General features: G+C 74.3%; 10 protein-coding genes. 7 read left to right on the top strand and 3 right to left on the bottom strand.

The genetic code is table 11. The features are described from left to right. The 6 genes from ETD83_RS12365 to ETD83_RS12340 form a co-directional block, all read left to right on the top strand. Positions 1-276: acetyl-CoA carboxylase biotin carboxyl carrier protein (locus ETD83_RS12365; protein WP_329602764.1), on the top strand; the 276-nt coding region annotated here is incomplete at its 5' end. Positions 277-281: 5 nt separating this feature from the next. Beyond that, positions 282-1,688 (top strand): acetyl-CoA carboxylase biotin carboxylase subunit, encoded by a 1,407-nt coding sequence (locus ETD83_RS12360; RefSeq protein ID WP_138645240.1) that lies wholly within the window; start codon positions 282-284, stop codon positions 1,686-1,688. After that, a complete protein-coding gene (gene fabG, locus ETD83_RS12355) occupies positions 1,685-2,470 on the top strand; it encodes a 3-oxoacyl-ACP reductase FabG (RefSeq protein ID WP_138645239.1) in 786 nt (261 codons plus the stop codon). The genes ETD83_RS12360 and fabG overlap by 4 nt, the downstream gene beginning before the upstream one ends. Before the next feature lie 8 nt (positions 2,471-2,478). Next, the gene (locus ETD83_RS12350; protein WP_138645238.1) at positions 2,479-3,441 is read left to right on the top strand and encodes an aromatase/cyclase; all 963 of its coding nucleotides are present in this window, start codon (positions 2,479-2,481) and stop codon (positions 3,439-3,441) included. A gap of 37 nt (positions 3,442-3,478) precedes the next feature. After that, positions 3,479-4,999 carry an FAD-dependent monooxygenase gene (locus ETD83_RS12345; RefSeq protein ID WP_138645237.1) on the top strand — a complete coding sequence of 507 codons (1,521 nt, stop codon included), beginning with the start codon at positions 3,479-3,481 and terminating at the stop codon, positions 4,997-4,999. Then, complete coding sequence (locus tag ETD83_RS12340) at positions 4,996-5,736, top strand: class I SAM-dependent methyltransferase (RefSeq protein WP_138645236.1); 741 nt, start codon at positions 4,996-4,998, stop codon at positions 5,734-5,736. The genes ETD83_RS12345 and ETD83_RS12340 overlap by 4 nt, the downstream gene beginning before the upstream one ends. A gap of 77 nt (positions 5,737-5,813) precedes the next feature. On the opposite strand, the gene ETD83_RS12335 is transcribed toward ETD83_RS12340, so the two are convergent. Further along, a complete protein-coding gene (locus ETD83_RS12335) occupies positions 5,814-7,250 on the bottom strand; it encodes an FAD-dependent monooxygenase (RefSeq protein WP_138645235.1) in 1,437 nt (478 codons plus the stop codon). Positions 7,251-7,375: 125 nt separating this feature from the next. Between ETD83_RS12335 and ETD83_RS12330 the strand changes: the two genes are divergently transcribed. Continuing rightward, positions 7,376-8,149, top strand: a complete 774-nt coding sequence (locus tag ETD83_RS12330) for an AfsR/SARP family transcriptional regulator (RefSeq protein ID WP_138645234.1) — start codon at positions 7,376-7,378, stop codon at positions 8,147-8,149. A 53-nt stretch (positions 8,150-8,202) separates the two neighbouring features. On the opposite strand, the gene ETD83_RS12325 is transcribed toward ETD83_RS12330, so the two are convergent. Both ETD83_RS12325 and ETD83_RS12320 read right to left on the bottom strand, forming a co-directional pair. Beyond that, positions 8,203-14,871, bottom strand: coding sequence for a type I polyketide synthase (locus tag ETD83_RS12325; protein ID WP_138645233.1), 6,669 nt, complete (start codon positions 14,869-14,871; stop codon positions 8,203-8,205). Then, complete coding sequence (locus tag ETD83_RS12320; protein WP_138645232.1) at positions 14,868-20,780, bottom strand: type I polyketide synthase; 5,913 nt, start codon at positions 20,778-20,780, stop codon at positions 14,868-14,870. The genes ETD83_RS12325 and ETD83_RS12320 overlap by 4 nt, the downstream gene beginning before the upstream one ends. Between the last annotated feature and the right edge of the window lie 87 nt (positions 20,781-20,867).

The raw sequence follows: 20,867 nt of genomic DNA, 5'->3' as shown, positions 1-20,867 counted from the left end.
GAGAGCGCCCCCACCGCGGAGGACGCCGACGAGCACCTCACCTCGCCCGCGGTCGGCGTCTTCTACCACGCCAAGGAGCCGGGCGCCGAGCCGTTCGTGTCCGTGGGCGACGCCGTGAGCCCCGGGCAGCAGATCGGGATCGTCGAGGCGATGAAGCTCATGATCCCCGTCGAGGCGGACCGGGCCGGGACCATCGCGGCCGTGGTGAAGGACGACGGCGCGCCCGTCGAGTACGGCGAGCCGCTGTTCGCGCTGGCGGCGGCGGAAGGGAGCTGAGCGGCATGTTCGGCACGGTCCTGATCGCCAACCGGGGCGAGATCGCGCTGCGGGTCGCCCGCACCTGCCGCGAGCTGGGCGTCCGGACGGTCGCGGTCTACTCCACCGAAGACCGCGACTCGCCGGTCGTGTCGTACGCCGACCAGGCGGTGCACATCGGCCCGGGCCCGGCCAAGCGCAGCTACCTCAACATCCCGGCCGTCATCGAGGCGGCCCGGCAGACCGGCGCCGACGCCGTGCATCCCGGCTACGGCTTCCTGTCCGAGGACCCCGACTTCGCCGAGGTGTGCGGGAAGGAGGGCCTGACCTTCATCGGCCCGCCCGCCGAGGTGATGGCCCGGCTCGGAGACAAGTGCACGGCCCGCAGGACGATGGCGGAGACCGGGCTGCCGCTGCTGCCCGGCAGCTTCGGGCCGGTGGCCTCCGCGCAGGCCGCCCGCGAGGCGGCGGAGCGGATCGGCTTCCCGGTCATCATCAAGGCGGCGGCGGGCGGCGGCGGGCGCGGCATGCGCGTGGTGGACAACCTCGACTCGGTCCTGCCGGTCTACGCCGAGGTGTCGGGCGAGGCGCAGACGCTGTTCGGCGACTCGACCCTCTACGTGGAGCGCTACCTGCCGTCGGCCCGCCACGTGGAGGTGCAGGTGCTGTGCGACGGCCATGGCGAGGCCGTCCACCTCGGGGTGCGCGACTGCTCCGTCCAGCGCCGCCATCAGAAGCTGCTGGAGGAGAGCCCGGCGCCGTGCCTGCCGCCCGGGACGATCGACCGGATGGGCGAGGCCGCGGTGGCCGGGGCCCTCGCCGCCGGGTACACCGGCGCCGGCACCTTCGAGTTCCTCGTCGACGCGGACGCGGAGTTCTACTTCATGGAGGTCAACTGCCGGATCCAGGTCGAGCATCCGGTGACGGAGCTGGTCACGGGGCTCGACCTCGTCCGCGAGCAGCTGCGGGTCGCGGCGGGGGAGCGGCTCGGCCTGCGCCAGGACGACGTCCGCGCCCGGGGCGCCGCCATCGAGTGCCGGGTGAACGTCGAGGACCCCGACCGGGGCTTCGTGCCCACGCCGGGCCGGATCGAGACGCTCGAACTGCCCGGCGGCCCGTTCGTCCGGGTCGACACGCACGGCTACCCCGGCTACCGGGTGCCCGCGCTGTACGACCCGCTGCTGGCGAAGGTCCTCGCCTGGGCGCCCACCCGCGAGCAGGCGGTCGCCCGGATGGACCGGGCGCTGGCGGAGTTCCGGGCGGAGGGACCGGGCGTGCGCACCACGGCGGGCTTCCTGCGCCGCGTCCTGGCGGACGAGCGCTTCCGCGCCGGGACCTACGACACCGGCCTGGTCTCCCGGCTCATGGACGCGCCCGGCACCGCGGACGCGGGCCCACCGACCACGACACAACCGGAGGAGGAAAGGGCATGACATCGGAGCGGACGCAGGTCGCCCTGGTCACCGGGGCGACCAGCGGCATCGGACTGGCGACGGCGCGGGCCCTGGCCGGGATGGGGTACCGCGTGTTCATCTGCGCGCGGGACGCCGACGCCGTCCAGGAGACCGTGAAGCGGCTCCTGGACGAGGGGTTCCAGGCCGACGGGCAGGCGTGCGACGTGCGGGAGCCCGACCAGATCGCGGCCTTCGTGCGCGCCGCGGTCGACCGGTTCGGGCCGGTGGACGTCCTGGTCAACAATGCCGGGCGCAGCGGCGGCGGGGTCACCGCCGACCTCGCCGACGAGCTGTGGTTCGACGTGATCGACACGAACCTGCACAGCGTCTTCCGGATGACCCGGGAGGTGCTGAACGCGGGCGGCATGCGGGAGGCGAAGCGGGGCCGCGTCGTCAACATCGCCTCGACCGCGGGCAAGCAGGGCGTGGTGCTCGGGGCGCCGTACTCGGCGTCCAAGCACGGCGTCGTCGGCTTCACCAAGGCGCTCGGCAACGAGCTCGCGCCGACCGGGATCACGGTCAACGCGGTGTGCCCGGGCTACGTCGAGACGCCGATGGCGCAGCGGGTCCGGCAGGGCTACGCGGCCGTCTGGGACACCTCCGAGGAGGCGGTCCTGGAGCGGTTCCAGGCCAAGATCCCCCTTGGCCGCTACTCCACGCCGGAGGAGGTGGCCGGGCTCGTCTGCTACCTGACCACCGACACGGCGGCGTCCATCACCGCCCAGGCGATCAACGTCTGCGGCGGCCTCGGGAACTTCTAGGGAGCGTCATGGACCAGCCGGGCCACCGCGAGGTGGAGCATCAGATCGACGTCAACGCGCCCGCCGCGACCGTGCACCGGATGATCGAGGCCGTCGAGGACTGGCCGAACCTGTTCCCGCCGACCGTGCACGTGGACCGGTTCGAGCGGTCCGGGACGCAGGAGCGCATCCGGATCTGGGCCTTCGCGAACGGCGAGGTGAAGACCTGGACCTCGCGCCGGGTCCTGGACCCTGAGCGGCTGCGGATCGAGTTCCGCCAGGAGGTCCCGGCCGCGCCCGTCGCGGCGATGGGCGGCACCTGGATCGTCGAACCGGCCGGCGACGCGGCGTCCACGGTGCGGCTGCTGCACGACTACCGGGCCGCCGGCGACGATCCGGAGAAGCTGGCGTGGATCGAGCGGGCCGTGGACGGCAACAGCCAGGCGGAGCTGGCGGCGCTGAAGGCGGGCGCGGAGGCGGCGGCCGGGACGGGAGAACCGCCCGTCCACACCTTCGAGGACTCCGTCGTCGTCAACGGCACCATGGGCGAGGTCGCCGGTCCCGTGTACGACTTCCTCAACGAGGCGAAGCTGTGGGAGGAGCGGCTCCCGCACGTGTCACGCGTGGACCTCACCGAGGACACCCCCGGTCTCCAGCTCCTGGAGATGGACACCAAGGCCAAGAACGGCTCGACGCACACGACGAAGTCGGTCCGGGTCTGCTTCCCGCAGCACACGATCGTGTACAAGCAGATCGGGCTCCCGGCCCTGCTGACGCTGCACACCGGCATCTGGCGGGTGGCGGCGGACGGGCCGTCCGGCGTGCGGGTCACCTCGTCGCACACCGTGGCGATCAACACCGCGAACATCACCGCCGTGCTCGGCGCCGACGCCGGTGTCCCGGAGGCGCGCGACTTCGTCCGGGACGCGCTCGGCACCAACAGCCTGGCGACGCTGCGGCACGCCAAGGAGTACGCCGAGAACCGGCCCTGACCGTCCACCTGCCCGCCCGTTCCCGGAGGGAGGCGCGATGCGAACCCAGGTCACCCAGGTCACCGTCGTCGGAGCCGGTCCGGTCGGGCTGCTGCTGGCGGGCGAGCTGCGGCTCGGCGGAGCCGCGGTGGTGGTGCTGGAGCGGCTGGACGAGCCCGTCGCGCAGACCCGCGCGTCCACCCTGCACGCGCGCACGATGGAGTTCTTCGAGCAGCGCGGCCTGCGGGCGTCGCTGGGGTCCCCGCCCAGCCACCGCATGGGCCACTTCGGCGGGATCCCGCTCGACCTCGGCCTCCTGCCGACGCCCTTCCCGGGGCAGTGGAAGGTGCCGCAGCCCCGGCTGGAGGCACTGCTGGCCGAGTGGGCGAGCGGTCTCGGCGCCGACATCCGGCGCGGGCACGACGTGACCGGTCTGGTCGTGGAGGACGACCGGGTGCTGGTCGACGTGCTCGGCCCGTCCGGGCCCTACCAGGTCGAATCCGGTCACGTGGTCGGCTGCGACGGGGAGGGCAGCACGGTGCGCCGGGCGGCGGGCATCGGCTTCCCCGGCCGGGACGCGACCGGTGAGCTGCTCGCCGCCGACGTGGCGGGCATCGCCGTCCAGGACCGGCGCTTCGAGCGGCTCCCCGGCGGGCTGGCCGTCGCCGCGAAACGTCCGGACGACGGCCTGACCCGCGTGATGGTGGCCGTCGACGGGCACGCCGCCGGGACGGAGCCACCGACGTTCGCCGATGTGCAGACGGCATGGCGGCGGGTGACCGGGGAGGACATCAGCGGCGGCACCGCGCGCTGGCTGCACGCCTTCCGGGACGGCTCCCGGCTGGCGGAGCGGTACCGCGCCGGACGGGTGCTGCTGGCCGGTGACGCGGCGCACCGGCAGCTCCCCGCCGGCGGCCAGGCGATCAACCTGGGGCTGCAGGACGCGGCGAACCTGGGCTGGAAGCTCGCCGCCGTGGCGATCGGCCGCGCGCCGCACGGCCTGCTGGACACCTATGACGAGGAACGCCGGTCCGTCGGGCGGCGCGTCCAGCGCGGCGTCGACGCGCAGGCGGCGCTGCTCCTCGGCGGCGCCGAGCTGGACCCGCTGCGCGCCGTGCTGGCCGAGCTGATCGGGTACCCGCAGGTCCGCGACCAGCTCGCCGGGCTCGTCACGGGTCTCGACGTGCGGTACGGGCCGTTCCAGGGGGTGTGGGGGGCCGTCCCCCCGCAAGAGACCGATGGCGGCCCGCATCCGCTGGTCGGTGCCCGGATTCCACCCGGCGACGGGTGGGACGGGACGGCGGCGGCGCTGCGGTCCGCGCGCGGGGTGCTGCTGGTGCTCACCGCCGTCCCGGAGCATCGGGCCGCGCTGCGCGACGCCGCCGCGGGATGGGCCGGACGGGTCGACCTCGTCGCCCCCGACCGGCATCCGGGCGGGCCGGTGGCCGGGCTGGACGCGGTGCTGCTCCGTCCGGACGGCCACGTGGCGTGGGCCGGTGCCGGTTCCGACGATCCGCGTCCGATGCTGCGCCACTGGTTCGGTTCTGTTGGCACGTCGCACAAGGGAGACGACAGATGAACAGGGAAGATCAGGTACTCGCCGAGGACACCTCCGCGTTCGAGCCGCTCTACGCGGGCAAGGCGCCGATCGAGGGGCTCGGCATGCGGTTCGGCTTCGCCCCCTGGGACATCGGGGAGCCGCAGCGGTCGGTGATGGATCTCGAACGGGCCGGCGGGTTCACCGGCCCGGTGCTCGACGCCGGATGCGGGCGCGGCGCCCACGCGGTCTACCTCAGCGGCCGCGGATACCCGGTGACCGGCGTCGACATCTCGCCCACCGCGATCGACGACGCCCGCGAGCGCGCCCGCGCGCAGAACGCCGACGTCGAGTTCATGGTCGCGGACGCCACCCGCATGGACGGGGTGCGCGAGGGCTTCCGCTCGGTGCTGGACTACGGCCTCTACCACTGCCTCGACGACGACCAGCGCCGGGTCTACGCCGCGACCGTCCACCGGCTGTGCGCGGAGGGGGCGACGCTGCAGCTGTTCAGCTTCAGCGAGACCGCCCCGCCCGGGCTCCCCCCGGCGTGGCTGCGGGTCGGCCGCGCGAACCTGGAGGCGAACCTGAGCGAGCACTGGCGGATCATCGAGATCCGCGAGACCAGCTCCGCGACGCGGTTCACCCGGGCCTTCCTTGAGGAGAAGCGCGACGCCGCCCCGGAGGGCGGCGTGGAGTTCGACCCCGACGCGCTGGACGAGGACGACCAGGGACGCATCCTGCTGCCGATGTGGCACGTCCACGCGGAACGGGTGTGACCGGGACGGGTGGAGCACGGCCGCGCCGGGACGACCGGCGCGGCCGCCGCGCGTCACACCGTCCCCACCTCGATCGCCTACACCGTCTCCGTCGCCTCCGTGGCCTCCCTCGGCAGGTCCCGGCCGCCCGGCCGCAGGTCCCTGCCGTCGGGGCGGAGGACGCGCGCCCCGCCGGGCGGGACGCCGAGGGCGCGGGCGATCTCCGGGGGGAGGACGTGCGTGGTCACCGGGGCGTGCACGCGGGGTATGGCCGGTGGCTCATGCGGGTCGGCCCGTCCCGGGTCGCTGAGCACGGTGATCCCGTCGCCGAGCAGGTCCAGCGTGGACACCGTCAGGCCGTTGCGGGTCAGCCAGTGGTGCGCGAGCCGGCCGTTGAGGTCCCAGGGCAGGGCCTCCTCGGGGGTGCACCGGGCGCCGTTCGGGTCCGCGGACCGTTCGACGTTGTGCAGCGCCACCGGGCGCCGTTCGGCCTCGTAGCTGTGCAGCAGGCCGTCCCCCGCCCAGCCGCGCAGCACCCAGGCGAGCTTCCAGCCCAGGTCGTAGCCGTCGTGGATCGCGGTGTTCATGCCGGTTCCGCCGCGCGGGGTCATCTGGTGCGCCGCGTCGCCGACGAGGAAGCCGCGGCCCGCCCGGAACCGCTCGGCGACCTGCGCGGCGAACCCGAACTCCGAGACCGACTCGATCCTCGGCCGCAGGCCGCGGACCCCGGCGGCGGCGGCGATCAGCTCCGTGAGCTGCTCGGTCGTGCGGTCGACCAGCGGGACCTGGCCGGGCCTGTGCTCGCGGCCGTAGTGCCAGCGGTCGCCGGGCCCGCGCGGCGTCAGGATCCCGGACGCGGCCGGATCGGTGATCACGTTGAGGCCGTAGCGGCGGCCGTCGAGGAACGCCGCGAGCGGGGCCCGGAACTGGACGCCGTAGTAGCCGCCGCGCACCGGCGAGCCGTCCAGCCCTATCCCGAGCTGCTCGCGCACCGTGCTGTGCGCGCCGTCGGCGCCCACGACGTACAGCGCCCGCAGCGTCCGTGCCCGGCCCCCGTCCTCGTCGTGCAGGATCGCGCGGACGCCGCCGGCGTCCTGCTCCACCCCGACCAGCCGGGACCCGAACCGGACCTCCACGGACGCGGCCTCGCGCAGCCGGGCCAGCAGCATCGGCTCCAGATGGTCCTGCGGCACCCAGGCCGGCGCCGCCGGGCTCACCCGGGCCGCCTCCTCGGAGGTGGGGTAGCCCAGCGGGAACTCCCTGCCCTCGCCCGAGGCGAGCGCCGGGGTCACCCAGCCGCGCGGCACCACGTCCGCCGCCCCGGCGCGCACGGCGTCCGCCAGGCCCCAGGACCGCAGGATCTCCATGCTGCGCGTGCTCACCACCAGCGCCCGCGAAAGCGTCGACACCCTCGGGCGCTTTTCCGCGACCAGTACCTCGATTCCGTATCGTGCCAGGGTCAGCGCCATGACCAGGCCCGCCGGACCGGCTCCGGCGATGACCACCTCGACGTTCCCGCGCTCCTTATCCGCCATGCCTAGATTGAACGCCGTCGGGGAGCGGCCGGGCAACCGTTGTCGGCCCCACAATGAGCAATTATCCTTTGGTGTCAGTCGCTGACTGCGCGACCATTAGGGGGCGCTGTAACCGAGGGGTACAAATGGTCCGATTCGCGATTCTCGGCTCGTTTGAGATCTTCAATGAGAGTGGCGTCTGTGAGCTGACGGCGCCGAAACTGAGACAGGTGCTCGCGCTGCTGCTGGTGCGCCGGAACCAGCTCGTCACGCTGGAGACGGTGGTCGAGGAACTGTGGGGCGCCGACCCGCCCAAGAGCGCGCAGACCACTGCCCAGACCTACATCTACCAACTCCGCAAGACCATCGAATCCGAGGGGCTCGCGCCCGACAGCCGCGAGTTGCTGGTCACCCGCCCGTCGGGCTACATGCTGCGGGTGGAGCCCACCGAACTGGACCTGTTCGTCTTCGACGAGGAGGTCAAGAGCGGGCGGCGGCTGCTGGAGGTGGGCCGCCTGCAGGAGGCGGCGCGGCAGCTGCGCGACGCGCTCGCCCTCTGGACGGGCCCGCCCCTGGCGGGCGTCAACCGCGGCCCGCTGCTCGAAGCCTACGCCGCTCACCTGCAAGAACAGCGGCTCTACACGCTGGAGTTGCGGATCAAGGCCGACATGCTGCTGGGCCGCGACCGCGAGCTGATCGGGGAGCTGCGGTCGCTGGTCGCGGCGCATCCCTTCAACGAGTGGTTCCACGGGCAGCTGATCATGGCGTTGAGCCGGGCGGGCCGGCGCAACGAGGCGCTGGACGTCTTCCACAGCCTCCGGCACGTCCTGGACAACGAGCTCGGGCTGCTGCCGTCCCCCGAGATCCAGGAGATCCACCAGAACGTGCTGCTGGTCGGCAAGGGCCCGGCCGGCGGCTGACCCGGCCGGGCTCCGCCGCCCCCCGGCCGGGCCCGGGCGCCCCTGGCCGGGGGTCATCCACCGGCCGGGGGCAGGTAGCCGGTGCGGGCCATCCAGGAGAAATAGGTGCGCAGCAGCCGCTCGTCCAGCGGCGGGCATTCCACGCCGGTGCCGGCCAGCACCTCTTCGGCATTCGCGGTGTCGTAGTCGATCGCCTCTTCGCCGCCGACCACGAACTCCTCGACCACGTCCATCACCGGATGCAGGACATTGTCCCGTTCGGCAAACGACTCCTGCAGTTCTTGCCACCATTTCTCGACCGGCACGACCGCGACCGGCCATCCGTTTTCGCCAATGTTGCGGACGAGTTCGCCAAAATGCATCTTACGCCGGTTGACAAGGTGGAAGTTCGTCCCGAAGGCGTGCGGGGCGCGGGAGATCCGGACCAGTGCCGCACTCACATAGTCGACCGGTGTCATCTCGATTTCCAGGTCGAGGTCGGGCGCCATGCCGAGCTGGACGCAGCCGCGGATGACCCGGGTGGTGAAGTGGGTCGTCAGGCAGGCCCCGGTGCGCGAGTCGCCCAGCACTCGCCCGGGGCGGTGGACGTCCACCGGGATGCCGCGCTCCCGCGCGATCTCCACCAGCCGCTCGGCGGCCCACTTGGTCTGCACGTAGCCGGTGACCAGTCGGCCCGCCGTGGCGATCGGGTCGGCCTCGGCGATCACGGAGCGGCCGTCCTCGGGGATCCCCCAGATGCCGTAGGTGGACACGTGGCTGACCGGGGTCAGCGGTCCGGTGCAGGCCAGCCGCAGGATCTCGGCGAGGCCGTCCACGTTGGCCGCCTCCAGCCGCCGGTAGGTGTAGGAGAAGCTGACCCAGGCGCCGCAGTGGTAGATCGCGTCGACGCTCTCCGCCAGCGCGCCGAAGGCGGACGCCTCCAGGCCCAGCAGCGGCGCCGCGAGGTCTCCGGGGAGCACCTCGATCCGCTCGTCGGCGTCGTCCCGCCAGGGGAGGTAGTGCTCCAGGTTGCCGCGGATCCGGGCCAGGCCCTCGGTCTCGTCCGCGCAGCGGGTCAGGCAGACGACCGTCGCGTCCGTCGCGCTGAGCAGCTCGTCCAGCAGGTACGCGCCGACGAAGCCGGTGGCGCCGGTGAGCAGCACCCGGCGCGGGTTCTGGTAGCCCTTCCCGAGGGGGCCGCTGGGACGGATGTCGGGGTCGAGCTCCACCCGCCGCGCGATCTGCGAGGGGAGGGTGAGGTCGGCCTCCTCGTCCTCCGTGGTCTCCGCTCCGGTCTCTTCGCCGAGCAGCGCCGCCCACTCGCCGAGGGTCGTCCGTGCGAAGAAGGCGTTGGGGCGGACGGTGACCTGGAGGTCGCGCTTGCAGCGTTTGACGACCTCCATGACCATCAGCGAGTCCAGTCCGTATCCGATCACGTCGTCCTCCACCGCGATGCCGCGGGGATCGATGCCGAGCACGTCGCCGAGCACGTCCTGGACGTAGGCGACGAGCAGTGCGGTGCGCTTTTCGGGTGGGGCTTGCGCCAGGTCGTCCAGCAGCGGGGCCGTGGCCTCGCCGGTCTCCTCGGAGACGTCGAGGGCGTGCAGCAGCGGCCGGTCGATCCGGGCCTCCATGACCGGGCGGAACGTCGACCAGTCGGCCGCGCACACCACCCCGTGGGAGGCGCCCGCCGCCAGCAGCGCGCCGAGCAGCCGCAGGCACTGCGGCGCGGCGAGGGTGCGCAGCCCGGTGGAGGTGAGGAAGCTCAGCACCTCCTCGTCGAAGAGGGCCGAGGGCAGGTCCCACGGGCCCCAGTCGACGGTGAGCGCGGCCTCGCCCCGGCGGCGCCGGTAGGCCGCCAGGGCGTCCAGGAACGCGTTCCCGGACGCGTAGCTCGACAGGTGCTGCGAGCCCCAGGTGGCGGCGATCGAGGAGAAACCGAGGAAGAAGTCGAGATCGAGCCCCGCGGTCAGGCGGTGCAGCAGCCATCCACCGGCGACCTTGGGCCGCCATACGGCGTCGTAGTCGTCGGGTGCGGTGACGGGGACGTCCCGCAGGAACTGCGGTTTGGACACTCCCGCCGCGTGCACGACCCCGCGCAGCGGACGGCGGGCGGTGCGCAGCGCGGAGACGACGGCCTCCATCCGGCCGGCGTCGGCGACGTCGGCGGCGACCACCTCGACCTCCGCCCCGAGCGCCTCTAGCCGCCGCACGACGGCGACGCGTTCGCGCAGGCCGGGGGCGAGGCCGCCGTCCCACTCGGCGCGCGGTGGCAGGGGCGTGCGGGCCAGCAGGACGAGCCGTCCGGCGCCGTGCCGCGCCAGCCATTCGCCGACGGCCTGCCCGATGCCGCCGAACGCGCCGGTGATGAGGTAGGAGCCGGACGGGCTGACCCGCGGAGCCCCGCGCATCGGCGCCGTGGCGGCGGCGCGGTTCAGCCGGGGCACGTACCGCGCGCGGTCCCGCAGCGCGTGCTCGTCCTCGGACGACGGGTCCAGCAGCGCCTGGATCAGGGCGTCGAGGTCGGCGTCCTCCGGGGCGGACGGGTCGAGGTCGACCGCCCCTCCCCAGTGCTCGGGGTGCTCAAGGGCGATGACCCGTCCGAGCCCCCACAGCGTTCCCGCGAGGGGGGCGGTGAGCCTGTCCTCCGCCGCGACGGCCCCGCGCGTCACCAGCGAGACCTTCGTCTCCGCCCAGGCGGGGCGTTCCAGGAGCCGCTGGACGAGCCCGATCACGGTCAGCTCGCCGTGCCGCAGGAACGCGGTGACGGCGTCCCCGTCGCAGGTCTCGGGGTCGGGCGCGTCGAGCCCGGTGAGCACGACGATCCGGCCCGGCGCGGCGGGGCCCGTCCAGCCGTCGAGGAGCGAGGGCCCGATGCCGTCGTCACCGGGGTCGATGATCTGGCAGTGGGCGCCTTCCTGGCGCAGCCTGCCGGCGAGCGCGGCCGCGGTGCCGCCGCGGTCGGCGATCAGCAGGACGCTCTCGTCCCGCACGCGCGCCGGGGACGGCGCGGCGGCCCGCTCCCATCCGACCTCGTACAGCAGCTCGCCCGGGGAACGCCATCGGGCCCCAGCGGTCGCGTCCTGTGCCGTGTCCACCACTTCGAGGCCGCGCAGTGTGCCCAGGCGCGCGCCGTCCTCGGCCAGGAACTCGATGTCGCCCGTCACCACGGCCGCGTCCCCCTTGGCGCCATCACCCGTGGTGCCATGCGCCGTGACCGCGGCCGTGACGTGGCGGACCCGTGCCGGGTCGTGCAGGACGCCCTCCGCCAGGCGCCGCGCGCGGCCGGTGAAGGAGTCCGGCACCGCGCCGTCGGCGGCCCAGGAGAGGGCGGCGACCGACGCGTCGAGGAGCTGGCCCCAGCGGGCGGCGGGCTCGCGGTCGTCCGGCGGTTCCAGCGCGACGAGCACGCCCCGCCCGCCCCGATGGGCGCCGGAGATCGCGTCGAGCAGCGCCGGGGGCAGCGAGGCCCCGTCGTGCGCGATCGCGCGTCCGTAGCTCCCGGGGTCGAAGCCGTCCGGTGAGACGGGGATCCGGCGGGAGCCCGGGATGGGCCGCCGGACCACGCCGCGCGCGTGCCGCGTCCAGGGGGCGCCCGCCTCCTCCTCGGACCTGGACACCGAGTGGATCTCCACGGCCGCCGTGTCGGCATGGCCGGGCGAGACGGTGATCTGCAGGATGCGGTCCGGGTCGTCCATCGGCACCCTGCTGTCGATCCGCACGTCCGCGACGCTCAGCCGGAGGCTGTCGAGCGCGTCGTTGACCGCCGCGTCGACCACGATGCCGAGCCCGCCGACCGAGAGGTAGCGGCCGCTGCCGTCGGAGCGGGTGTACTCGGCCCAGACCGGCGCGCTCAGGTCCGCCTGGTAGGTCGGGACGGCGGCGCGCAGCCTGCGCAGGCCCGCGGGGAGCGCGGCCGCTGAACCCGCCTCGGTCGGCGCCTGCCCGGTGGCGGCGGCGCCGTTCCGCCTCTTCTCGAACCAGTAGGGCGAGCCCTGCCAGACCGTCGCGGGCAGCGGCACCCGGCGCGGGGGCGTGCCCGTGTGCACCTTGTCCCAGTCGGCGGAGACCCCGCGCAGGACGGCCATGCCGAGGGCCGCCCTGACCGACGTCCGGTCTTCCGGTCCGTTGGGTTTGGGACGGCGCAGTACCGGAATCCACGCGCATGTGGGATCGTCGAGCGCACGGGCTCCAAGGGCGCTCAGCACCGGCGACGGGCCCAGCTCGACGAAGGTCCGGTAGCCGCCGTCGTGCAGCGTCCGCAGTCCCTCATGGAAGCGGACGGTCTGGGCGGCGTGCCGCACCCAGTAGTCCGGGCCGCCGTCGCCGGGCTCCCAGAAGCGTCCCGTCACGTTGGACACCAGCGGGATCTCCGGTTCCCGGTGCTCGATCTCGGCGGCTATCGCGCGGAACTCCGCCAGCATCGGCTTGAGCAGCGGCGAGTGGAAGGCGTGCGACACCGAGAGCCGCTGGGCCCGCACGTCGCGCGCGGCCAGCTCCGCCTCGATCGCGGCCACGTCCTCGGCGAGGCCGGAGAGGACGACGCTGTGCGGCCCGTTCACCGCGGCCACGGCGACCGTTCCGGTGCGCGCGCCGATCGCCTCCAGCGCCTCCTCCTCGGTGAGCCCCAGGGCCGTCATCACCCCGTCCGCCGGGAGCACGGCCATCAGCGCCGAGCGCGCCGCGACCAGCCGCGCGGCGTCGGGGAGCGTGAGGACCCCGGCCACGCAGGCGGCGGTGATCTCACCGATGCTGTGCCCGGCCAGCGCGCCCGGCGTGACGCCCCACGACCGCCAGAGCCGGGCCAGCGCGTACTCGACCGCGAACAGGGCGGGCTGCGTGTAGCGGGTGTCGTCCAGGTCGGGGGCGTCGCCGTCCGTCGACCGGGGCCAGATCACCTCGCGGAGCGGACGGTCCAGGAGGGGGTCGAAGTGCTCGGCGCACTCGTCCAGGGCCTCGGCGAACGCCGGTTCGGCGCTCAGCCCGGCGGCCATCCCCGCGTACTGCGCCCCCTGCCCCGTGAACAGCCAGGCGGGCTTGCGGTGCTTGTGGGCCTGGAGTTCGGCGGTGCCCAGGGACGGATGCCGGCCGCCCCGGGCGTGCGCTTCGAGGGCGTCCGCCATCGCGTCCGGCGTACCGGCGGACGCGACGAGCCCGTGCCGCTGGCGGCTGCGTCCCACCTGGGTCGTGTAGCAGACGTCGGCGAGGTCGTCGCCGGGGGATTCGCGCAGGTGGTCGGCGAACCGGCCCGCGAGCTGGGCGAGGCCCTGCGGGGTGTGCGCCGACAGGAGCAGCGGCCCGGCCATGTCGCCGGTGCGGTCACCGGTTTCCGCCGCCTCGTGCGACCGGACGATGCAGTGCGCGTTCGTGCCGCTCACCCCGAAGCTGCTGACCGCCCCGGCGCGCGGCCGGCCGGCGGCGTCCGGCCACGGCGTGCCGTCGGCGGCGACCCTGATGTGCAGCCGGTCCCAGTCGACGTTGGGGTTCGGGTCGGTGAAATGCAGGTGCGGGGGGATCCAGCCGTGCCGGAGCGACAGGACGAGCTTGCAGAGCCCCGCCACGCCCGCGGCCGGTTCCAGATGCCCGATGTTGGTCTTGACCGATCCCACCAGCAGCGGCGCCTCGTCCGCGTGGTGCCGGCCGATCACGGCCTCCAGCGCCCGCAGCTCGATCGGATCGCCCAGGGAGGTCCCCGTCCCGTGCACCTCGACGTAGTCGAGGTGGGCCGGATCGAGGCGGGCCTGCGCCAGCGCCGCCCTGATCACGTCCTGCTGCGCGGCCGGGTTCGGCACCGTCAGCCCACTGGACCTGCCGTCGTGGTTGACCGCCGACCCTTGGACGACGGCCAGGACGGGGTCGCGGTTCTCGATCGCGTCCGACAGGCGCTTGAGGACCAGGACGCCCGCTCCCTCGCCGCGCCCGTAGCCGTCGGCGGAGGCGTCGAAGGTCTTGCACCGGCCGTCCGGGGACAGCGCCTTGAACTTGCTCATCAGCACGTACCCGTACGCGGAGAGGATCATGTTGACGCCGCCCGCCAGCGCCATGTCGCACTCGCCCAGCCGCAGCGCCTGGCACGCGTCGTGCACCGCGACGAGGGACGAGGAGCAGGTCGTGTCGATGACCTTGCAGGGACCCTCCAGGCCCAGCGTGTAGGAGATGCGGCCCGCGGCGAAGCTCGGCTCGCCGATCAGCTGGTAGGCGTCCACATCCCTGATGTCGCCCTCGCTCTGCCGCATCCGCACGTAGTCGGTGGTGCTGAGGCCCATGAAGACGCCGGTCCGGGTGCCCGCCAGGCGGTCGGGCGCCTGGCCCGCGCGCTCCAGCGCCTCCCACGCCACCTCCAGCGCGAGCCGCTGCTGCGGGTCCATGCCGAGCGCCTCCCGGGGCGAGATCCCGAAGACGGCGGGCTCGAACGTGCTGACCTCGTCCAGGAAGCCGCCCTGGACGGTGTACGCCTTGCCCGGCTCGTCGGGGTCGGGGTGGTAGACCGCCCCGGCGTCGTCGCGTTCGGGCGGGAACTCGCGGACGGCGTCGACGCCGTCGGCCAGCAACCGCCAGAAGCGGTCCGGGGTGTCCGCTCCGCCGGGGAAGCGGCAGCCCAGCCCGATGATGGCCACCGGCTCGGCGGGCGGGCGCGCCGAGCGCTCGCGCAGCTTGCGTTGCAGGCGTTCGATGGTCCGGGCCGCCTCCGCGAGGCTGGCGCGCTGGTCGGTGCGTTCCCTGGCCGGAGCTTGGTCGCTCATGCGTGGTCGTCCTCTTCGGTCAGCGTCGATTCGGCGGTGGAGATCGCGGCCAGCAGGCGATCGGTCAGGGCCTGCTCGTCGAGGTCGTCAAGGTCGTCATCGAGGTCGTCGTCGAGGTCCTTGCCGAGTTCCGGGGCGGCGTCGGGGACGTCGTCGGAGGTGGCGAGGTCGAGCACCTCGGACAGGATGAAGTCGGCGAACGACGCGGCGTTCGGGCACTCGAAGATCACGGTGCCGGGCAGGTCCGCGGCGAGGCTCCGCTCGGCGGCGGCCTTCAGCCGGCTGGACAGCACCGAGTCCATACCCAGGTCGAAGAATCCCTGGTCGGGGGCTATGTCTTCGGTCTCGCCGAGCACGGCGCCGGCCATGTCGAGCACCGCTTCGAGCGCCCGCTCGAAGCGCCGCCCGGCGGGCAGCCGGGCCAGCTCGGCGGCGAGCAGGCCGCGCCCGTCGTCGTCCTCCGGCTTGTTCTGGGGGACGGGGGCGTCCGCGGCGGACGGCTCCGGCCGTGCCGCGATCCAGTACGGCCGGTGCTGCCACGGATAGCCCGGCAGCGGGACGGGTCTGCGGCCCGTGGGCACGACCCGGTCCCAGTCCACCCGGCATCCGTGGGCGTGCAGGTCGGCGACGACTTCCAGGTGGTCGTCCAGGAGGTCGCGGGGGAGGCCGGACAGCACGAGCACGTCCGCGCCGGACGCCGCGTGCGGCTCGGGCGGTGCGCCGATGGCGAGGATCGCCTCGACGCCGGTCTCGGCCAGCCGCTCGACCGACGCGGCCTCCCCGGGCGTGCGGTTCCGGACCAGGGCCTCGACGGCTTCCGCCACGGTGAGCGCGCCGGTCGCGCATGCCGCGGCGGTCGCTCCGATGCCGTCGCCCATGGCCGTGTCGGCGGTGACGCCGAGTGCCTCCCACAGGTCGGTGATGGCCAGGTGGCCCGCGAGCGTCACCAGGTCATGGGCCGGCGTGCCGGGTTCGGGGACGGTGTCCGAGCGCCACATCTCGAACGGGGCGATCCCGGCCAGCGACGATGCCGCGGCGTCGAGTTCCGCCAGGCGCGGCGTCGACCACGGCGCCTCGAAGGGCCGCGTCACCGGCTCGGATCCGTAGTAGAAGGCGAGGCGCTTGTGCTCGCCCGGACGCGCCGTGCCGGTGGAGATCCTCGGGAACCGGCCCCCCGCCGCGCCGTTCGGGGTCGTTGCGTCGGCCACGGCGTCCAGGCCCGCGATCAGGTCGCGGCGGCCGGTCCCGATCACGGTGGCGCGGTGCTCGTGGTGCGTCCGGCGGGCGCCGGACGTCCAGCACAGGTCAGCCAGGTCCGCTTCCGGCATGGTGCGCAGCGCCGTCCGCAACCGGTCGGCGGACGCGCGCAGCGCGTCGGCACCAGCCCCCGAGGTGGCGAGCACGAACGGGCGCCGCCGGTCCGTCCAGAGGGTCTCGCCGGGCGCTCGGGGCGCGGAGTGAAGTGGGTCGGGTGGTTCCGTCACCACGACGTGTGCGTTGGTGCCGGTGAATCCGAAAGCGCTGACACCGGCGATCCTCGGACGTTCCCCGCGCGGCCAGTCGACGGATTCGGTGGGGACGCGCAGCGCCAGCTTGTCCCAGTCCACCTGGCGCGTGGGCTTGGTGACATGGAGGTGCGGGGGGATCGCCTCGTGGTGGAGCGCGAGGACGCTCTTGAGCAGCCCGGCGATTCCCGACGCCGCCTCCAGGTGCCCGATGTTGGTCTTCACCGAGCCGACCAGGAGCGGTGCCCGCGGGTCGCGTCCGGCGCCCAGTTCGGCGTCCAGCGCGCGGAGTTCGATCGCGTCGCCCAGCCTTGTCCCGGTCCCGTGCGCCTCGACGTAGTCCACCTGGGCGGGTGCGACGCCCGCCTGGCTCAGCGCCTCCCGGACGACCTCCCGCTGCGCCTCGCCGTTCGGGACGGTGAGGCCGCCGCTGGCGCCGTCCTGGTTGACCGCGCTTCCACGGATCACCGCGTAGATGCGGTCCCCGTCCCGCACGGCCCGCGACAGCGTCTTGAGGACCACGGCCCCGCTTCCCTCGCCGCGGCCGTACCCGTCGGCGGAGTCGTCGAAGGTCTTGCAGCGGCCGTCCGGGGCCAGCGCGCCCGCCGACGACATGGACAGGAAGACGGTCGGCGTGCACATCGCGTTGGCGCCGCCCGCCACGGCCACCTCGCTCTCGCCGGAACGCAGGCTCTGGCAGGCCAGGTGGACGGCCGTCAGCGACGACGAGCACGCGGTGTCCACGGCGATGCTGGGGCCGCGCACGCCCAGGAAATGGGAGAGCCGCCCGGCGGCGCCGCTGAAGGAGTTGCCGGTGCCGTAGTAGAGGTCGATGTCGGCGTTCCGCGCGGTCACGAGCTGCTGGTAGTCGGTGGTGTTCAGCCCGACGAAGATGCCCGCGCGCCCGCCGCGCAGCCGGTCGGCGGGCAGGCCCGCGTCCTCCAGCGCCTCCCAGGCGACTTCCAGGAACATGCGCTGCTGGGGGTCCATGCTGCGCGCCTCGTGCGGCGAGACGCGGAAGAAGGCGTTGTCGAAGCCGTCGATGGCGTCGAGGAACGCGCCCCGTCCGGTCACCGTGGTGCCCGGCGTTCCCGGAGGTCCGGAGAGCAGCCCGGCGGAGTCCCATCGGTCGGCGGGCACCTCGCGCGTGGTGTCCACGGCACCGGACAGCAACCGCCAGTAATCCCCGGGATCTTGCACGCCGCCCGGCAGCCGGCAGCCGATCCCGATGATCGCGATCGGTTCCTGGCCGCCCGGGGCGGCCTCTTCAGCCGCGGGTTCCGGCCTGACCTCCCGTGTCGGCTCCGGCGGGGCCGGGGTGAGGGTGAGGACGTGCTCCGCGAGCGCGTCGATCGACGCGTGCGCCAGGACGTCGGCGGCGGTCAGGGCGCAGCCGAGGGCCTGCTCCAACGCGCGGGCGAACGTGACCGTCGCCACCGAGTCCAGGCCGAGGTCGAAGAAGCCGCGGGTGCGGGGGAGGCGATGCCCGGCGGGGTGGCCCAGCACGTCCAGCAGCGTGCGATGGACGATCGCCGCCACTCCCTCCCGATCGGCCGGCTGGGCGGCCTCGGCCGGGGCGGCGGGTGGCGCCGCCGGCGCGGGTTCCGGTTCCTTCGCCGCTGGGCGCGCTCCCCCCGACAGCTCTCCGACGAGCTCGCCTGCGGCGTCGTACAACCGCACCTCGGCCCGCACGGCCGTGGTGGACGAGGTCCGCGCCCCGGTCTGCGAGCCGCGCGGCACGCCGGGCAGCCAGTACCGCTCGTCCGCCCAGCGGGGCGGCGGGAGCGGGACGGCGCGGACGGGCCCGCCCGCCACGGCCGCCCAGTCGACCGCGATCCCGCAGGTGTGCAGGCGGGCCCGCGCCTGGGCCAGGGCGGCGGGCCCCGGACGGGCGCGCACCAGCGAGCCGACGACCGGGCCGCGCCGCCCCCGTTCGGCGAGCGCCGCCTGCAGCGGCCTGGTCAGCACCTGGTGGGCGCCGATCTCCACGAAGGCGGCGTCCCGCTCGGCCAGGAACGCGTCGACCGCGGGCCACAGCAGCACCGGGTCGCGCAGGCTCCGTCCCCAGTACGCGGCGTCCATCAGCGGTGACCGCTCCCCCGGGACCACCGTGGACAGCACTTCTACCTGCGGGGTCGTGACCGGCAGGTCGGCCAGCAGCTCCTCCAGCTCGTCCCCGTGCGGCCGCATGAGCGGGTGGTGGAAGGCGTAGTCGACCCCGAGCGGGATCGTGACCGCCCCGCCGTCCTTGAGGGCCCGGACCGCCGCGTCGAGCGGTTCACCCGGCCCGGCCAGCACGACCGAGCGCGGGCCGTTCTCGACGGCGACGCGGACCTCGGGGTGATCGTCCCGCAGCCGGTCGCGGACGTCGCCAGCGGCGAGCTCGACCGCGACCATCGCGCCGCTGCCGGTGGCGCGCTGCATCAGCCGCCCGCGATGCACGATCAGGCGGGCCGCGTCGGGCAGGGTCAGCGCCCCGGCGACGCAGGCGGCGGCGATCTCCCCCATGCTGTGCCCGATGATCACGTCCGGCGTGACGCCCCAGGAGCACCAGAGCCGGGCGAGGGCGACCTGGAGGGCGAACAGCGCGGGCTGGGCCACCTCGGTCGCGCGCAGCCGCGCCGGGTCCTCGTCGCGGAGCGCGTCCAGCAGCGACCAGCCGCCGTGCTCGCGGATCAGGGCGTCGCACTCGTCGAACGTCTCCGCGACGACCCGTTCCCGCTCGTACAGGTCCAGGCCCATGCCGGGCCACTGCGATCCCTGGCCGGCGCAGACGAAGGCCACCGGGAGCGGATCGTCGTCCGCCACGTCCGTGACGACGGCGGGGGAGCGCTCGTCCCGGCCCAGCGCCGCCAGGCCCTCGGCCAGCTCCGCCGCGTCGGCTCCGACGACGGCGGCGCGGTGGGCGAGATGCGTCCGGCGCGCGGTGGACGCCGCCGCGACCTCGCCGACGGGAACGTCCTCCTCCAGCAGCCGCCCGTAGTCCCGGGCGAGATCGCGCACGCCCTCCGCCGTGGACGACGACAGGGCCAGCGTGAACGGAGCCGTTGCGGCCGCCCCCCGCCGCGCCCGGGACGGGGCGGACAGCAGCACGTGGGCGTTGGTCCCCGACAAGCCGAAGGCGCTGACCCCGGCCACCAGCTCCCCGGTGGACGGCAGCGAGATCGCGGCGTCCGGGACGCGGACGGTGCCCCCGCCCCAGTCGATCAGCGGCGCGGGAGAGCCGAAGTGGGCCTGCGGCGGGACCGTCCGGTGCCGCAGCACCAGCAGGGTCTTGAGCAGGCCCGCGATCCCCGCCGCCGAGTCCATGTGCCCGAAGTTGGCCTTGTGCGACCCCACCAGCAGGGGCCGCTGCGCGGTCCGTCCGGCCCCGAGGACGGCGCTGAGCGCGGCGATCTCCAGCGGGTCGCCGAGCGGCGTCCCGGTGCCGTGCGCCTCGACGAAGCGCGGCGCCTCGGGGCCGAGCCCGGCGGCGCGCAGCGCGGACCGCAGGAGCATCTCCTGGGCGGACGCGTTCGGCGCGGTCAGGCCCGCGCTGTGGCCGTCCTGGTTGACGGCGGAGCCGCGGATCACCCCGTAGATCTGGTCGCGGTCGCGGACCGCGTCGGCGTACCGCTTGAGCACGACCACGCCGCACCCCTCGCCCCGCACCACCCCGTCGGCGGCGGCGTCGAACGGGCGGCAGCGGCCGGTGGGCGAGAGGGCCTGGACGCGGTCCATGTAGAGGGTCAGCTCGGGGGCCACCATCACGTTCACGCCGCCGGCGAGCGCGGTGTCCACCTCGCCGGAACGCAGCCCCTGGCACGCCAGATGCACCGCGACCAGGGACGACGAGCAAGCGCTGTTGAGCGTCATGCACGGGCCGTGCAGGTCGAAGGTGTAGGCGAGACGGCCCGCGGCGAAGCTGAACTCCTTGCCGCTGGCGAAGTAGGGGTCGACGCCGTCCGGGCCGAGGGTCTTGGCGTGCAGGACCATGTAGTCCGAGCCGAGGATGCCGAAATGCGCGCTGGTCGCCGAGCCGCGCCAGCGCTCCCGGGGGACGCCCGCGTCCGACATGGCCTCCCAGGCGACCTCCATCAGGAGCCGCTGCTGGGGGTCCATCTGCCGGGCCTCCCGCGGGGAGATGCCGAAGAACCCCGCGTCGAACCGGTCGATGTCGGCGAGGAACCCGCCCACGACCGGGGACGGCCCACGCCCGCCAGGACGTCTGCCCGGCGCCCCGCCCGGCGGCACGTCCGGGGGCACGTCCGGCGACCCGGCGTCCCAGCGGTCGGCGGGAACCGGCTCGATGACGTCCCGGCCCTCGATCAGGATCCGCCACAGCCCGTCCAGGTCGCGCACCCCGCCGGGAAACCTGCAGCCCACCCCCACGACGGCGATGCGGTCCTTCCGTGAATCGGGCATCCCTGCTCCTCCCAGAAGCCTGGTGCGATGTCGCGCCGCGCGGGTGAGGCGGCGGTTCCCCTCGGCCCACAGGGTGGTTTCGCTCGC

The sequence above is a fragment of the Actinomadura soli genome, assembly GCF_005889715.1.
In the GTDB taxonomy this organism is placed as follows: domain Bacteria; phylum Actinomycetota; class Actinomycetes; order Streptosporangiales; family Streptosporangiaceae; genus Spirillospora; species Spirillospora soli.
This window is presented reverse-complemented; position numbering and strand designations above follow the sequence as displayed.

What these genes read in the sequence shown, in the direction of transcription:
- ETD83_RS12345 (WP_138645237.1), top strand. Translation starts at nt 3,479, where the DNA reads ATGCGAACCCAGGTCACCCAGGTCACCGTCGTCGGAGCCGGTCCGGTC.
- fabG (WP_138645239.1), top strand. Translation starts at nt 1,685, where the DNA reads ATGACATCGGAGCGGACGCAGGTCGCCCTGGTCACCGGGGCGACCAGC.
- ETD83_RS12330 (WP_138645234.1), top strand. Translation starts at nt 7,376, where the DNA reads ATGGTCCGATTCGCGATTCTCGGCTCGTTTGAGATCTTCAATGAGAGT.
- ETD83_RS12340 (WP_138645236.1), top strand. Translation starts at nt 4,996, where the DNA reads ATGAACAGGGAAGATCAGGTACTCGCCGAGGACACCTCCGCGTTCGAG.
- ETD83_RS12335 (WP_138645235.1), bottom strand. Translation starts at nt 7,250, where the DNA reads ATGGCGGATAAGGAGCGCGGGAACGTCGAGGTGGTCATCGCCGGAGCC.
- ETD83_RS12350 (WP_138645238.1), top strand. Translation starts at nt 2,479, where the DNA reads ATGGACCAGCCGGGCCACCGCGAGGTGGAGCATCAGATCGACGTCAAC.
- ETD83_RS12325 (WP_138645233.1), bottom strand. Translation starts at nt 14,871, where the DNA reads ATGAGCGACCAAGCTCCGGCCAGGGAACGCACCGACCAGCGCGCCAGC.
- ETD83_RS12320 (WP_138645232.1), bottom strand. Translation starts at nt 20,780, where the DNA reads ATGCCCGATTCACGGAAGGACCGCATCGCCGTCGTGGGGGTGGGCTGC.
- ETD83_RS12360 (WP_138645240.1), top strand. Translation starts at nt 282, where the DNA reads ATGTTCGGCACGGTCCTGATCGCCAACCGGGGCGAGATCGCGCTGCGG.